Genomic DNA, 14,509 nt, shown 5'->3' on the forward strand with positions numbered 1-14,509 from the left:
GTACAATATGCCGCATGCCGCCAGCGCTGAACAGCAGGGCGTCACCGGCATCGACAAGCCCCGCGCCGGCAACCTGCAGGCGCTCACGTGGCTCTTGCCGATTCTCCCCGCCCGACCCTTTCCATGCCAGCTTATTCCAGCGCTTCCAGCAATCCGGGCGCCCCGCTCTCCGAGTTCGACCTCATCCGCCGCTATTTCACCCGCCCCGCGCGCAAGGCGGTGCTCGGCGTCGGCGACGACTGCGCGCTCATCGAGGCACGCGCGGGCCACCACCTGGCGATCAGCACCGATATGCTGGTAAGCGGGCGTCACTTTTTTCCTGACGTAGCGCCCCGTGCGCTGGGCCACAAGGCGCTGGCGGTCAACCTGTCTGACCTGGCTGCGATGGGGGCCGAGCCGCGCGCCTTTACGCTGGCGCTGGCGTTGCCGGAAGCGCAGCCGGAATGGCTGGCCGAACTGGCCGCGGGCATGCTGGCGCTGGCCGACGCCCACGGTTGCGAGCTGATCGGCGGCGACACCACGCGCGGGCCGCTTACGCTGAGCCTGACGGTGTTCGGCGATGTGCCTGCCGGCATGGCGCTGCGACGTGATGCCGCACGCCCCGGCGACGATATCTGGATTTCCGGCACGCTCGGCGATGCGCGCCTCGCGCTTGGCGACTGCCGCGGCGAATGGCTGCTGCCGGAGCCGGACTTCACGCAGGTCCGCCCGCGCATGGACATGCCGACGCCGCGCATCGCACTGGGCATGGCGCTACGTGGCGTGGCGCATGCCGCACTCGACATATCCGACGGCCTGCTCGGCGATCTCGGCCACATCCTGGCGAGTTCGCAAGCCGGCGCCCTGCTCGACGTCGACGCGCTGCCGCGCTCGGCGGTGCTGGCCGACCAGCCGGAAGCGCTCCAGCGCGAATGCACGCTGGCCGGCGGCGACGACTACGAACTCTGCTTCACCGCGCCCGCGGGCGCCCGCGAGAAGATCGCCGCCATCGGCGCGCGGCTCGGGCTGCAGGTAACGCGCGCCGGCACCATCACGCCGGAGCCGGGCCTGCGCCTGGTCGACCGGGAGGGCAATCCCTGCGCATACAGCGGCAACAGCTTCGACCACTTCGCATCCCCCTGACAAGCGGCATGCGGCCGTGTCATGATGTTGCCATGCGGGGCGCCAGACCCCGCCCGGGCCAAGGCGCCCGGGACAATCCCATCCAAACCAGACGAGCCAACCCTTGATGTCCGCCTACCCGCCCGGGCCCGCCGCGCACGATCCCGCCCTGACCCTCGAAGCCGGCCAAGCCGCCAAGGTCTTGCGCCCCACCGCGCGCTTCATGTTGTCGCACCCGGCCCACCTGATCGCACTGGGCTTCGGCTCCGGGCTTTCGCCCGCCGGCCCCGGCACGGTCGGYACGCTCTACGCGTGGCTGTCCTACCTGGTGATCTCGATGTGGGTGCAGCCGGAAACCTGGCTGTGGATCATCGGCGGCGGCTTCCTGCTCGGGCTGTGGGCCTGCGCCCGCACCGCGCGCGACATGGGCGTGCACGATCATGGCAGCATGGTGTGGGACGAAATCGTGGCGTTCTGGCTGGTGCTGCTCTTCGTCATGCCGACCGGCTTCTGGGGCCAGCTCGCCGCTTTCCTGTGGTTCCGCCTGTTCGATATCGTCAAGCCGGCCCCGATCGGCCACCTGGACCGCACGCTCAAGGGTCCGGGCCTGCGCGGGGGCTTTGGCGTGATGTTCGACGACGTGATGGCCGCGTTCTACACGCTGCTGGTGTTCGCCCTGTGGCGTTCGCTCTGAGCGGGCCCGCCTCACACTGGTTTACGCCGGCCTACACGCCTCCCCTGCAACCATTTCTACCGAATCCGCCATCATGTCCGTCAGCCGCTTGCTCGATCAACTCGCCGTCCAGGCCGGCATCTCCCTGAACGAGAAATCGCTGCTGCTCGCCACGGCGGAATCCTGCACCGGCGGCCTGGTGGCCGCGGCGATCACCGATGTGTCGGGCTCTTCGGGCTGGTTCGAGCGCGGCTTCGTCACCTACTCGAACGAAGCCAAGACCACCATGCTGGGCGTGCCAGCCAAGCTGATCCGCGACCACGGCGCGGTCAGCGAGGAGGTTGCCCGCGCCATGGCCGAAGGCGCGCTGCTCAACAGCCGCGCCCAGGTGGCGCTGTCGATCACCGGCGTGGCCGGCCCCAACGGCGGCACGCCGGACAAGCCGGTCGGCATGGTCTGCTTCGGCTGGAGCAACCGCATTACCACCAAGGTGGAGACGCAGCGCCTGCGCGGCGACCGCCAGCAGATCCGGCGCCAGGCGGCCGAGCACGCCATTCGCGGCCTGCTCGAACTGGTCCGCAACGAAGCCTGAAGCGCCGCGCCGGCCCTCAGGCCGAACGGAAGCGGTTGATGGTCTCGCGCGTCTGCAGCGCGACATTGCGCGCGGCCGCGGCGAAGTCTTTCTCGCGGCTGGCGTAGAGGATGGCGCGCGACGAGTTGATCATCATGCCGACGCCGGCGCCCGTGCGCCCGGCACGGACGGTGGCCTCGATGTCGCCGCCCTGGGCGCCGATGCCCGGAATCAGCAGCGGCATGTCGCCCACGATCTCGCGTACCTTGGCGATCTCCGCCGGGAAGGTCGCTCCCACCACCAGCGCCATCTGCCCGTTGGTATTCCAGCGCGTGGCGGCCGCCTCGGCCACCACCTGGTAGACCGGCTTGCCGTCCACCGGCAGGAACTGCACGTCCGAGCCACCCGGGTTGGAAGTGCGACACAGCACGATCACGCCGCGGTCGCCGTAGGCCAGGTAAGGCTCCAGTGAATCCAGGCCCATGTACGGGTTCACCGTGACGGCGTCGGCCCGGTAGCGCTCGAAGGCTTCGATGGCGTACTGCTGCGCGGTCGAGCCGATATCGCCGCGCTTGGCGTCCAGGATCACGGGGATGCCCGGATGGGCATCGTGGATATAGGCCACCAGCTGTTCGAGTTGGTCTTCGGCGCGCTGCGCGGCGAAGTACGCGATCTGCGGCTTGAAGGCGCACACCAGGTCCGCGGTGGCGTCGACGATCTCGCGGCAAAAGGAGAAGATCGCGCCGCCGGTGCCCGTCATGGACAGGGGCAGCTTGGCGGGATCGGGATCGAGCCCGACGCACAGGAGGGAATCGTTGCGCTGCCAGGCTGAGGCCAGCTGCTCGGTGAAGGTCATGGGATGCTCGCTATTCTGGGTGTGCCGCGGCGGCTGGCTGGCGGCCCCGGAGGCCGGGCCGGCGCAGCGCGGCAACGATCGATGCCTGCGATTTTACCCGCTGCGTGCTATCTTCTGCCGTTCTTCCCGGATACAAAGAGCGGCATCGCACACAGCCGCCTGCCCGCCATGTCTCTCGACCGCCGCAGCATCATCCTGCTCGTCGTCCTCACCATCGCCTGGGGCGTCAACTGGCCCGTCATGAAAATCGGCGTGGCGCATTTCCCCGCCATGGGTTTTCGCCTGCTGTGCATGGCCGGCGGCGTGCTGGCGCTGGGCGTGGCGCTGCGCGTGCGCGGCGAGACGCTGCGGGTGCCGGCGGGCCAGTGGCCCACCATCTTCAAGCTCGCCCTGTTCAACATGGTGATCTGGCACCTGCTGGCGATCTGCGCGGTCAAGATGCTGTCATCCGGGCGCGCCGCCATCCTCGGCTACACCATGCCGATCTGGGCCGTGGTATGGGGCCTGGTGCTGTACCGCGAGCGCATCGGCCGCGCGGCCTGGGTGGGCATCGCCTGCGCGCTGGCCGGCACAGTATTGCTGCTGTCCGGCGAGATCGCCGCCCTGACCGGCAGCCCGGCCGGTACGCTGCTGATGCTTTGCGCCGCGGCCGGCTGGGGCCTGGGCACGCAACTGATGAAGCGCAGCCGGATCGAGATGTCGGTGGGCGTGCTGACCTTCTGGATGCTGGTGGTGACGCTGCCCTTCCTGCTGCTGGGCACGCTGCTGCTCGAGCAAGGCTGGCGCCTTCCCAACGCCGTGGAATGGGGCGCCATCGCCTACAACGCGGTGGTGGTGTTCGCCTACTGCCACCTGGTGTGGTTCGTGCTCGCGCGCAGCCTGCCGCCGGTGGTGTCGAGCCTGTCGGTGATGTTCATCCCGGTGGTCGGCGTGTTCTCGGGCATGTGGATGCTGGGCGAACAGCCGCACTGGCAGGACTATGCGGCCATCGTGCTGATGTTCGCCGCGCTGGCCTCCGTGCTGCTCGTGCCGTTGCTGCATCGCCGGCTCGTGCGCGCGCGCGCCGGATGATCCGGGGCGCTGGCGCGGACCCGTCGCACAACGTGCGGCGGCGGCGGCATTCACCCAGATTTCACTTAACAAGCCCCCCTCGTTGGGCTACACTCGCGGCCATCATAATCCCGGAGAAACTACGTGGGCAGTAGCATCGGGTGTTCGAGTTGCCGCAACCAGACTGCGACTGCACCGAATGCCATGTCACTGCGGGCTGCGTAACGACGACCGCCGGAGCCGGCCCACGCCGCTTCCACCGCCTCGTCGGACTTGCCCGCAGAAAATACTGCGGGTGAGCGTTTTTCCGTGTCCCAGCCGGCGCACCGCCTGTGCGCGCCGCCTCGTCCCGGACCTTCCCTCTCCCGGCTTGCCAGCCATGAACGGCAAACGCCATCGCCTTGCGCGCGCCTTTGCGACGCGCAGCGCGATCACGCTTGCCAGCGGCATTCCGCCTTCGTCGCCTCGCCGCGAAGGACTGGTTCGCCTCCGGGCCCGGCAAGCCACGCCTGCGCGTTTCTTCGCCAAACGCAACAAGGAAGCCCTGGGATGATCAACCTGTTCGTCCTGCAGAAAGGCCGGCTCGCACAGGAGCAGGTCGATGACCGCAATGAACTGCTGCAGCACAAGCCGATCTGGATCGACGTCATCAGCCCTGATGACGAGGAACTCGCCTGGATCAAGGAAGCGTACGGCGTAGCCCTGCCCGAACTCGAAGACCTGGGCGACCTGGAAGCCTCGGCCCGCTACTTCGAAGGCGAGGACGAGAACATCCATATCCGCACCGACTTCCTGCTCGACGAGGAAGACATCTCGCGCAACGTGCGCGTGGCCTTCGTGCTCACGCGCGACGTGCTGTTCTCCATCCACGACGAAGACCTGCCGGTGTTCCGGCTGGTGCGCCTGCGCGCGCGCATGCGTCCGGGCTCGGTGCGCAACGCCAAGGACGTGCTGATGGATCTGTACGCCACCGACGCGGAATATTCGGCCGACTCCATCGAGGAAGTCTACGAGCGGCTCGAGGAAGCCAGCAAGCGCGTGCTGGCCGAGAACGTGACCGACGCCGCCGCGGCCGACGTGCTGGAAACCATCGCCCGCGAGGAAGACCTGAACGGCCGCATCCGCCGCAACGTCATGGACACGCGCCGCGCGGTCTCCTTCCTGATGCGCAGCCAGCTGCTGTCGGCCGAGCAGCAGGACGAAGCGCGCCAGATCCTGCGCGATATCGACTCGATCGAGAACCACACCGCGTTCCTGTTCGACAAGATCAACTTCCTGATGGATGCCACGGTCGGTTTCATCAACATCAACCAGAACAAGATCATCAAGCTGTTCTCGGTGGTGTCGGTCGCGCTGATGCCGCCCACGCTGATCGCCAGCATCTACGGCATGAACTTCAAGCTGATGCCGGAGCTGGACTGGGTCGCCGGCTATCCGTGGGCGATCGCGCTGATGGCGGTGTCGGCGGCGGTGCCGCTGATCTACTTCCGCCGCAAGGGCTGGCTCAGCTGAACGGCGCAATCGAACAGATCCTGGCGTCGTTGCGCGGCCTTGCCGTGCCGGTTTGCACTGTGTGCGGCCGCGCGCCTGGCCAGGACCGCTTCGCTTCATTCCGATCACGCCTCTGAAAGACCGCGCCCGGCGTGAAGGGACGCTCAGTCCGGCAGCGTGGCCGCGCCCATGCGGCGCGCGATGATGTTGGCCTTGACCTTGAAGTTGACCCGCACATTGGCGCAGTACTGCTTCTTGTCGAAGCACTTCGGCGCCGGCAGCGCGGCGGCCAGGCGCGCCGCCTGGCCCACGTTGAGCTTCGCCGCGCTGGTCYTGAAGTAGTGCTGGGCGGCGGCCTCGGCGCCGAATACGCCCTCGCCCCACTCCACCGAGTTCAGGTAGATCTCGAAGATGCGCTGCTTGTCCAGCCAGAATTCCAGCATCCAGGTAATGGCCAGCTCCTGCCCCTTGCGCAGGTAGTGCTGCTCGGACGAGAGAAAGAGATTCTTGGCCAGCTGCTGGGTGATGGTGGACCCGCCCCGCACGATATGCCCGCGCTTCTTGTTGCGCTCCCAGGCATCGAGCATGGCGTCGAGTTCGTAGCCGGGATGGTTGACGAAGTCGGCGTCCTCGCTGGCGATCACCGCGCGCTTGAGGTTGCGCGAGATCTCGTCGTAGCCGACCCAGCGCCGGTCCACCTGGCAGCTCCAGAAGTTGAAGCCGCACAGGCGCCAGCGTTCGGCCCGCATGAACGAGGTGGCAGACGGATCGACGTACTGCCAGGCCGCGATCTGCAGGAAGAAATAGACCTGCATGGCCAGCACGCCGGCCACCAGGATACCGATCAGGTAGGCCAGCCAGCGCAGTGGATTGAAGCCACCGCTGCGCGGCGCGGCGCTGGAGCGGGCGGTGCGCCTGAGCTCTGCCATGGTGGTTGCGGGCGGCAGCCTGCTGCGCTCAGCGTGCCGCTTCGGCCTGCAGCTCCGCGCGCAGCTTCGCCAGCACGGGCGCAGTGGCGGGTCGCACGCCGCGCCAGTTGTAGAAGGCCTCGGCGGCCTGCTCGACCAGCATGCCCAGCCCGTCGCTGGTGCGCGCGCCGCTTTGCGCGGCGAACTTCAGGAATACGGTGGGCTCGGCGCCGTACATCATGTCGTAGGCCAGCACATCCTTGCCCAGCAGTTCCGCCGGCACCGGCGGCAATTCGCCCTGCAGGCTGCTGCTGGTGGCGTTGATGACCACGTCGCAGGCGTCGTCGCCCGTCAGCGCGGCCAGCGCGTCGAAGCCGCCGCCCCACAGTTCCACGCCGTATTCGTCGGCCTGCTGCGCCACGTCTTCGAGGATAAAGCTGGCGCGCTCCGGCGTGCGGTTGGCCACCACGATCCGGTCCGGCCGGCACATCACCAGCGGCAGCATGGCGCCCATGGCCGCGCCGCCGGCGCCCAGAAGCAGGATGCGGCGGCCTTCGAGCAGCGTGTCGAGATTGATCTCGATGTCACGCGTGAGGCCGACGCCGTCGGTGTTGTCGCCGTGGATCAGGCCATCCTCGATCCACATGGTGTTGACCGCGCCGGCGCTCTCCGCGCGCGGCGTGAGACGGTCGGCCAGGTCGTAGGCCTCGAGCTTGAACGGCACCGTCACGTTCAGGCCGTGGCCGCCGCCGGCGAAGAACGCGCGCACGGTGTCGGCAAAGCCGTCCAGCGGCGCCAGCAGGCGCTCGTAGGAGATGGCCTCGCCGGTCTGCTGCGCGAACGCGGCGTGGATGGCCGGCGAACGGCTGTGCGCGATGGGATTGCCAACCACCACATAGCGGTCGGTATCAGCGGGGATCTGCGTGTTTTCTGTAGACATCATCTTGCGTCATCTGGCCTGTAGGCGGATGTCCAGGCCGTTGCGCGAAAACTTGAAGGTAGAGATCACTTCGAGAATATCTTGCCGCGCCTGCATCTGCGGGGTGAAGGAGCCGAACGGCGCGGCCGCGCGCACGATGGCCACGGCCTGGCGGTCCAATGCCGGGTCGCCCGAGCTCTTGGCCACGTCGATCGATTCGATGTTGTAGCCATCGCGGTTGTAGCCGAGCCTGCCCTGGCGGTTGACGTTGATCACCAGGATCAGCTGGCCGTACAGCGGCTTGCCGTTGCGCTGGGGAAAATCGGTGGTGCCGCGCGCCTCGATCCTCTGGCGCAGGCGGTCGTAGTACTGCGCGTATTCCACCTCCTGCGCGCTGGTGGCGGTGAGCTGGTAACGCTTGGGCCGCTTGGCGTATTGTTCGAGGTTGCGCCCGATCTCGGCCTCGAGCTTGGCCATCTCGTCGAGCGAGGTACGCTCGTCCTGGCCGCGCAGCGGCGTCTCGGTGCGCTGCTGGCCGGGCTTGAGCGGCTGGCTGTGGACCGCGGGCGCGGCCTCGCGCGCCTGCGTCAGCAGGCGCTGCTGCTCCTGCTCGAGCTGGTCCACGCGGCGCTGCATCTGGCGCACCAGGTCACCGTCCTTGGTGTTGGTCTGGGCCGGCAGCGGCGTGGTGGCGCGCTGCTGGTCCTGCTCGCCGCCGCCGTCGAGATTGGCCTGGGCCAGCACGGTCGGGTTCTGCGGGCGCTGTGCGGATTTGGAGTTGACCAGCACCACGTCGAGCGCGGCATCGGTGCGCTTGATCTCGAAGGCCTCGGGAGCCACCACGCGCACGGTCAGCAGCAGGACATGGGCCAGCACCGAAACGGCCAGCGCCTTGCTCATCGTGCTGCTGGCGTTCCACCACTGGCGGGGAGAAAAGACGGCTTTCACGATGGCTGGCGTGGTTGGAATGGGGCGTCGGGAAGGCGGAACCGGGCCGGGGCAGGGGTCCTCTCGGACCAGCCCCGGTTCAGACTGCGATTGTAAGGGAGCGCCCCGTTTTTTCCGAGGGACTCAGCCGGCCTCGCCGGTGCCGGTGTCGCGCGCGCCCGACGAAGCGCCGTCGGCGGCGCTTGCCAGGTCTTCCGGACCATCCGGACCATCCGGGCCGGCCTGATCGGCAGACCGGGCGGCGGCGTCGCCGGCGCCCTCGGCCGCCGCTTCCGCGGCCTCCTCGGCAGCGGCTTCGGCGGCTGCCTCAGCGGACACCTCGGCAGCCTCGTCATCGCCTTCCAGCTCCTCCGAGGGCAGTTCGCCTTCGCCGGCGAACACCTCCAGCACGCGGCACGATACCTCGAGTGAGATCTCGTCGGTGGCGCCGATCTCCAGCAGCACCTGGGTGCCGCGCGAAGCCTGGACCAGCTCCGGCACCCGCGTAACCAGCGGGATCTCGGTAAAGCGCACCGCGCCTTCCTTGAGCACCGAGGCCATCAGGCGCTCGCGCTTTTCCTGGCCCAGCCAGCGCAGGCACCAGTAGCGTTCCATGGTGGACTGGTGGTCGGCATAGGCCGCATAAGTGCCTTCGAAGTCGGCCACGGCCGCCAGCAGGTCAGCGTCCTTGGGCTTGAACGGCGCCACCAGCTTGGCCGTGACGCCGTGCTGGGCCACCGCCAGGATCTGCCACTGGTTGACCAGGTCGACATAGCGGCGCAGCGGCGAGGTGCTCCAGGCATATTGCGCCACGCCCAGGCCTTCGTGCGGGGCCGGATACGTCTGCATGCGCGTGCGGTGCATGCCCCAGGCCTTCTGCGTGCGGTAGATGCCCGGCACGCCGTGGTCGGCAAGCAGCTTGCCCCAGGTGCTGTTGGCCAGGATCATCAGCTCGGCCACGATCTTGTCCAGCGGCGAGCCGCGCCGGCGCTGCTCGATGCGCACACGCTCGCCGCCGTCGGGCAGATCGTCGAGGTAGAAGTTGTAGTCCGCGCGATTGTGCGATTCCGGGCGCAGGCCGCTGGCCAGGCGCGCCTTCTGGCGCTCGTCGTGCAGCCAGCCGGAGAAATGCCAGAGCTGGGCCAGCTCGGCGCGGAACGCGTAGTCGCCGGTGCCGTCGGTCAGCGCGGCCTCGGTCACCACGTCTTCCAGCAGGTTGTGGCGCAGGTTGGCCGCGATCATGACCATCTCGGCGCGGGTCTGGCTGCCGAGGATCATCTGCAGGGCCGGGTCGTAGTCCACGTAAAGCGACAACGCCGGGCATTCGCGCCCTTCCTGCAGCGTGTAGCGCTCCACCACCGCGTCGGGCAGCATGGTGATCTTGTCGCCGGGGAAGTAGACCGTGGACAGGCGCTGGCGCGCCACCGCGTCAAGCGGCTCGCCACGGCGGATACCCAGGCCCGGCGCGGCGATGTGGATGCCGACGCGGATCTTGCCGCCGTCCAGCGGCGTGACCGACAGCGCATCGTCGATCTCGGTGGTGGTGACGTCGTCGATCGAGAACGCCTGCACGTCGGCGCGCGGCAGCTCGCCGGCGGGTTCCGGCACGACCACGTCGGGGAAGCCGGTGCCCTTGGGGAAGCATTCCGAGAGGAACTTGGCCTCGTGCAGCGCGCGCGGGCTGGCGATGCCGCCCACCGCCACCATCAGCCGCATCGGCGACATGCCGAGCGCCGTGCAGGCAGCGTCCATCGCCTTGTACTCGAGGCTGTTCTTGTCGGGCTTGAACAGCAGTTGCAGCGCTTTGCCGCGGAAGGCGTCGGGCAGGGTCAGGGCCTTGAGCTGGGTTTCGTACTCGGCCTGGACCAGGGCCTGCTGCTTCTTGCGCTCGAGCGCGGCCAGGGCCGCCTTGAGCTGGTCTTCCGGCGCGCGCTGGTAGCGCCCCCGTCCCTTGCGGCGGAAATAGACCGGATTGCCGTGCAGTGCCTGCGCCAGTGCGGCCTGCTGCACCACGCCGGCACCCGCGCCGAAATACTCGGCGGCCAGGTCGGCAAAGCCGAATTCTTCGTCCGACGCGCATTCCCAGAGGAAATCCAGGTCGATCTCGCCGACCAGCTCGGCGGTCTGGCGCACCAGCTCGATCGCCGAGGGCTGCGCAAACTGCAACAGCACATCGCGCGACTTCACCTTGGTGCGCTTGCCCGCGGGCAACTCCACCTGGTAAGCCTCGCCCTGCTGGGTCAGCACGGTGCCGGCGCGAATCTCGCCGCCTTCTTCGAACAGCAACTGCATGGATCGGTACTTTCAGAAATGCCGGGAGCCGCCCTGGCGAACCAGCGCGCCCTGGCGCTAAGTGACGCCTCTCGGGAACGGCCCGGGGAGAGAAATGATGCGAGGCCGCCTTCAGGCGAGGCGGCGACCGGACCTCAGATGATACCGCACCGCGCCGTGCACAAGCCCGGCGCGGGACAAAGCAACGCCCGGACCTTACAGCGACATGCCGCCGCTGGCCTCGATCGCCACACCGTTGACGTAGCTGGCGTCGTCGCTGGCCAGGAACGTGTAGATGCTGGCGATCTCGGCCGGCTCGGCCAGGCGGCGCAGCCAGCACGACGACTTCATGCCCTCCAGCACCTTCTCCGGCACCGTCTGCAGGATCTCGGTGGACACGAAGCCCGGGCACACCGCGTTCACGCGCACGCCCTTGGGACCCAGCTCGCGCGCCCAGGTCTTGGTAAAGCCGATCACGCCGAACTTGCTGGCGGCATAGTTGGTCTGGCCGAAGTTGCCATAGAGACCGACCACGCTGGATGCATTGAGAATCACACCGCGCCCTTGCTCGGTCATGATGTCCGCCACCGCCTGCGCGCAATTGAATACGCCCTTGAGGTTGACGTCGATGACCGAGTCGAACTGGGCTTCGCTCATCTTGGTCAGGCGCGCATCCTTGGTGATGCCCGCGTTGTTGACCAGGATGTCGATGCGGCCATGCCTGGCCAGCGTGGCGGCGACCGCGGCATCCACCTCGTCACGGCGCGTCACGTCCACCTTGCATGCCATCGCGYCGGCACCGGAAGCGGCCAGTGTCGCGGCCGCGGCGCGCACGCGCTCTTCCTGCACGTCGCACAGCACCACGATCGCGCCTTCGGCGGCGAAACGCTGCGCGGTGGCAAAGCCGATGCCGGCAGCCGCGCCGGTAATGATGGCAACTCGTCCCTGCAATTTCATGATGTCGGTCTCTTCTTCTTGTTTGCGTTCTTGTTTGCGTTTTTGTTGATGCTCTTGTTGATGTTCTTTTTGGCGTTCTTGCTGGCGTTCTTGCTACGATGACTGTTTCACCGCTTGCCGGCAAGCTCCGGCGCGCGGCGCGCCAGCAGGTCCGGCAGGAAGACCATGCGCCCGCAGGCGCGCGAAGGCGAACGGCTCGCGCCGCACGCGCGGGTCGACGAACAGCGCCCCGCCCAGCGGGCGTTCGCCCAGGCCGCGCAGGAAGGGCCAGTCGCGCCGGGCATGCTCGGCTTTCACCACGGTGTGGGCAAAGATGGCGGGCGTGCCGTCGCACAGCAGCAGCACCTCGCGCGCCAGCGCGCGGCGCTGCGCCGGCAGGCCCAGGGCCTGCCATTCATCGGGCAGGGCCAGCTCCATGTGCTGCGCCAGGCGGCGCACGCGGAAACGGTCCGAGGCGGCCACCAGCCTGGCCGTCAGYGAGCCCTCAGCGCATACCCAGCGCCGCAGATTGGCGTCGATGGCGGGATCTTCGGGCAAATGGGCATGCCACGCGCAGCGGCGCACTTGCGCCGCGTTCATGCTGCGCTCATGCCAGCGGCTCCGGTTCGATCAGGCCGGCCGGTCCATAGCCGCAGAAAGCCAGCACTTCATCGACGTAGTCGGCGWATTCGCTGATGCCATGGTCGCTGCCCTCGATCACGCGTGTGCGCGCGCCGGGAAAGGCGGCCAGCATCTCGCGGTAATCCAGCACTTCGTCGCCGGTGGCAGCCAGCAGGAAATAGCGTTCGGGCCGGGTGACCGGCTCCACCCGYAGCGCCAGCAGTTCGTCCAGGTGATGGCGCTCCACCCGCACCGAGCCGCCGCCGTGCCACAGCGGCTGGTCGCCCAGGTAATGCTCCAGGTCGGTCCACGGATGCGTGGCGGGATTGAGCAGCACCGCGCGGCAGCCGTGGCGCTCGGCCAGCCAGCGCGCGTAGAAGCCGCCGAGCGAGGAACCGATGATGGTGAGGGGCTGGGCGCCGCCCGCCTGCGAAGCCGCGATAGCGGCCTCGGCCTGGGCGATGGCCGCGGCCGGCGACACGTTCAGGACCGGACAGGCGTAGTAGCGCCCCACGCCCCATGCGCGCATGCGCTCCTGGACCATACGCGCCTTGAACGATTGCGGCGAGGAACGGAAACCGTGCAGGTACAGCAACATGCCGTGCCCCGCTCAGGCCGCTGCGCCGGCGGCGAAGGCGTCCAGCAGCTTCTGGTGCACGCCGCCGAAGCCGCCGTTGCTCATTACCAGCACGTGGTCGCCCGGGCGCGCGACGGCGCGCACCGCCTGCACCAGCGCAGGCAGGTCGCTGAAGGCAGCGGCGCGTTCGCCAAGCGGTGCCAGCGAATCGGCCAGGTCCCAGCCGAGCGCGTCCTTGCCGCTGGCCGCGCCGTAGCCGAACACCAGGTCGGCCGCCTCCAGGCTGGCGGGCAACTGGGCCTTCATCACGCCCAGCTTCATGGTGTTGGAACGCGGTTCGAGCACCGCCAGGATGCGCGCGTCGCCGACGCGCTTGCGCAGGCCCTCCAGCGTGGTCTGGATGGCGGTCGGGTGATGGGCGAAGTCGTCATAGACCRTGATGCCGCCGACCACGCCGCGCACTTCCATGCGGCGCTTCACATTGGCGAAGCGCGACAGCGAGTCAATGGCCTGCGCGGGGGGCACGCCCACGTGGCGCGCCGCGGCGATCGCGGCCAGCGCGTTCATGCGGTTGTGGATGCCCTGCAGCGCCCATTCGACCCGGCCCTGCAAGGCATCGCCGAACCACACGTCGAAGCGGTCCTGGCTCTGGGGCCCCAAGGCGGCTTCGGCCGGTTCGCCCGCGCGCCAGTCGCCCAGGCCGAACTGTTCTGTCTCGCTCCAGCAGCCGCGCTCGAGCACGCGCGCCAGGCTTTCCTCCAGGCCATTCACGATAAGCCGGCCCTGCTCGGGCACGGTGCGCACGAGATGATGGAACTGGGTCTCGATCGCTGCAAGATCCGGGAAGATGTCAGCGTGATCGTATTCGAGATTGTTCAGGATGGCCGTGCGCGGACGGTAGTGGACGAACTTGCTGCGCTTGTCGAAGAACGCCGTGTCATATTCATCGGCCTCGATCACGAAGAAGTCCGATTCCGTCACCCGGGCCGACACGCCGAAATTCTGCGGCACCCCGCCGACCAGGAAACCGGGCTGGTAGCCCGCGTCTTCCAGTATCCAGGCCAGCATCGAAGTGGTGGTGGTCTTGCCGTGCGTGCCCGCCACCGCCAGCGTCCACTTGCCACGCAGCACATGCTCGCCGAGCCACTGCGGGCCCGAGACATAGGGCAGGTTGCAGTTGAGGATGGCCTCCATCAACGGATTGCCGCGCGACACCACGTTGCCGATCACGAACAGGTCCGGCGCCAGCGACAGCTGCCCCGGATCGAACCCCTCGATCAGGTCGATGCCCTGCGCCTCGAGCTGGGTGCTCATCGGGGGATAGACATTGGCGTCGCAACCGGTCACGCGATGGCCAGCCTGCCTGGCCAGCACGGCCAGGCCGCCCATGAACGTGCCACAGATGCCGAGGATGTGAATATGCATGGGAATTTGGGTCTCGGGGCGGGCCTGGGCGGCCTGGCCCCTGTTGCTACGGGATGGAGACGAATTGTACCTGAGGGGTATGGCGGGCCACCCCCGCGCCTGGCCGCCGGGGCGACGGTCTTTGACTTTTGTCAGCCTGGACAGAACCCTTGCAGAGGCAAAAACTCTAAAAGTCCAGGCCAC

At 68.1% G+C, this 14,509-nt stretch carries 14 protein-coding genes and 1 pseudogene; 6 read left to right on the forward strand and 9 right to left on the reverse strand.

Annotation, left to right across the window (positions count from 1 at the left end; all coding sequences use genetic code 11):
* Positions 1–123: 123 nt before the first annotated feature.
* The 3 genes from thiL (at position 124) to AC1DO7_RS06020 (ending at position 2,366) form a co-directional block, all read left to right on the forward strand.
* Positions 124–1,122, forward strand: a complete 999-nt coding sequence (gene thiL / locus AC1DO7_RS06010) for a thiamine-phosphate kinase (RefSeq protein WP_441617702.1) — start codon at positions 124–126, stop codon at positions 1,120–1,122.
* A gap of 106 nt (positions 1,123–1,228) precedes the next feature.
* Positions 1,229–1,795, forward strand: a complete 567-nt coding sequence (locus AC1DO7_RS06015) for a phosphatidylglycerophosphatase A family protein (RefSeq protein WP_441617704.1) — start codon at positions 1,229–1,231, stop codon at positions 1,793–1,795.
* A 73-nt stretch (positions 1,796–1,868) separates the two neighbouring features.
* Entirely contained in the window at positions 1,869–2,366 is a 498-nt protein-coding gene (locus AC1DO7_RS06020; protein WP_441617706.1) for a CinA family protein, read from the forward strand.
* A gap of 16 nt (positions 2,367–2,382) precedes the next feature.
* Here AC1DO7_RS06020 and pyrF read toward each other — a convergent pair whose 3' ends face one another.
* The gene (pyrF, locus tag AC1DO7_RS06025) at positions 2,383–3,201 is read right to left on the reverse strand and encodes an orotidine-5'-phosphate decarboxylase (RefSeq protein WP_441617708.1); all 819 of its coding nucleotides are present in this window, start codon (positions 3,199–3,201) and stop codon (positions 2,383–2,385) included.
* 168 nt (positions 3,202–3,369) lie between these two features.
* Here pyrF and AC1DO7_RS06030 point away from each other — a divergent pair, with 168 nt between their 5' ends.
* The 3 genes from AC1DO7_RS06030 (at position 3,370) to corA (ending at position 5,763) form a co-directional block, all read left to right on the forward strand.
* Positions 3,370–4,272 (forward strand): DMT family transporter, encoded by a 903-nt coding sequence (locus AC1DO7_RS06030; protein ID WP_441617917.1) that lies wholly within the window; start codon positions 3,370–3,372, stop codon positions 4,270–4,272.
* Between the two features lie 358 nt (positions 4,273–4,630).
* On the forward strand, positions 4,631–4,804 hold the full coding sequence (locus AC1DO7_RS06035; protein WP_441617710.1) for a hypothetical protein: 174 nt from the start codon (positions 4,631–4,633) through the stop codon (positions 4,802–4,804).
* Positions 4,801–5,763 carry a magnesium/cobalt transporter CorA gene (corA, locus tag AC1DO7_RS06040; RefSeq protein WP_441617712.1) on the forward strand — a complete coding sequence of 321 codons (963 nt, stop codon included), beginning with the start codon at positions 4,801–4,803 and terminating at the stop codon, positions 5,761–5,763. Before AC1DO7_RS06035 ends, corA begins: the two co-directional genes overlap by 4 nt.
* A gap of 143 nt (positions 5,764–5,906) precedes the next feature.
* On the opposite strand, the gene mtgA is transcribed toward corA, so the two are convergent.
* The 8 genes and pseudogenes from mtgA to mpl all read right to left on the reverse strand — a co-directional run bounded on the left by mtgA (position 5,907) and on the right by mpl (position 14,326).
* Positions 5,907–6,608 (reverse strand): monofunctional biosynthetic peptidoglycan transglycosylase, encoded by a 702-nt coding sequence (gene mtgA / locus AC1DO7_RS06045; protein ID WP_477115902.1) that lies wholly within the window; start codon positions 6,606–6,608, stop codon positions 5,907–5,909.
* Positions 6,609–6,699: 91 nt separating this feature from the next.
* On the reverse strand, positions 6,700–7,593 hold the full coding sequence (aroE, locus tag AC1DO7_RS06050) for a shikimate dehydrogenase (RefSeq protein WP_441617714.1): 894 nt from the start codon (positions 7,591–7,593) through the stop codon (positions 6,700–6,702).
* Positions 7,594–7,599: 6 nt separating this feature from the next.
* Positions 7,600–8,469: an energy transducer TonB gene (locus AC1DO7_RS06055; protein ID WP_441617921.1), complete on the reverse strand. Its 870-nt coding sequence runs from the start codon at positions 8,467–8,469 to the stop codon at positions 7,600–7,602.
* A 171-nt stretch (positions 8,470–8,640) separates the two neighbouring features.
* Positions 8,641–10,788: an RNB domain-containing ribonuclease gene (locus AC1DO7_RS06060; protein ID WP_441617716.1), complete on the reverse strand. Its 2,148-nt coding sequence runs from the start codon at positions 10,786–10,788 to the stop codon at positions 8,641–8,643.
* 195 nt (positions 10,789–10,983) lie between these two features.
* Positions 10,984–11,724 carry a 3-oxoacyl-ACP reductase FabG gene (fabG, locus tag AC1DO7_RS06065; protein ID WP_477115882.1) on the reverse strand — a complete coding sequence of 247 codons (741 nt, stop codon included), beginning with the start codon at positions 11,722–11,724 and terminating at the stop codon, positions 10,984–10,986.
* An 88-nt stretch (positions 11,725–11,812) separates the two neighbouring features.
* Positions 11,813–12,303 (reverse strand): annotated as a pseudogene (locus AC1DO7_RS06070) (chorismate--pyruvate lyase family protein); the annotation flags it as partial.
* A gap of 7 nt (positions 12,304–12,310) precedes the next feature.
* A complete protein-coding gene (locus AC1DO7_RS06075) occupies positions 12,311–12,922 on the reverse strand; it encodes a YqiA/YcfP family alpha/beta fold hydrolase (protein ID WP_477115883.1) in 612 nt (203 codons plus the stop codon).
* A gap of 12 nt (positions 12,923–12,934) precedes the next feature.
* A complete protein-coding gene (mpl, locus tag AC1DO7_RS06080; protein ID WP_477115884.1) occupies positions 12,935–14,326 on the reverse strand; it encodes a UDP-N-acetylmuramate:L-alanyl-gamma-D-glutamyl-meso-diaminopimelate ligase in 1,392 nt (463 codons plus the stop codon).
* Positions 14,327–14,509: the final 183 nt, after the last annotated feature.

The sequence above is a fragment of the Cupriavidus sp. 05N40 genome, assembly GCF_056397305.1.

Coding starts and splice junctions, on each gene's coding strand:
- thiL (WP_441617702.1), top strand. CDS start 124: ATGCCAGCTTATTCCAGCGCTTCCAGCAATCCGGGCGCCCCGCTCTCC.
- AC1DO7_RS06020 (WP_441617706.1), top strand. CDS start 1,869: ATGTCCGTCAGCCGCTTGCTCGATCAACTCGCCGTCCAGGCCGGCATC.
- pyrF (WP_441617708.1), bottom strand. CDS start 3,201: ATGACCTTCACCGAGCAGCTGGCCTCAGCCTGGCAGCGCAACGATTCC.
- AC1DO7_RS06030 (WP_441617917.1), top strand. CDS start 3,370: ATGTCTCTCGACCGCCGCAGCATCATCCTGCTCGTCGTCCTCACCATC.
- AC1DO7_RS06035 (WP_441617710.1), top strand. CDS start 4,631: ATGAACGGCAAACGCCATCGCCTTGCGCGCGCCTTTGCGACGCGCAGC.
- corA (WP_441617712.1), top strand. CDS start 4,801: ATGATCAACCTGTTCGTCCTGCAGAAAGGCCGGCTCGCACAGGAGCAG.
- aroE (WP_441617714.1), bottom strand. CDS start 7,593: ATGATGTCTACAGAAAACACGCAGATCCCCGCTGATACCGACCGCTAT.
- AC1DO7_RS06055 (WP_441617921.1), bottom strand. CDS start 8,469: ATGAGCAAGGCGCTGGCCGTTTCGGTGCTGGCCCATGTCCTGCTGCTG.
- AC1DO7_RS06060 (WP_441617716.1), bottom strand. CDS start 10,788: ATGCAGTTGCTGTTCGAAGAAGGCGGCGAGATTCGCGCCGGCACCGTG.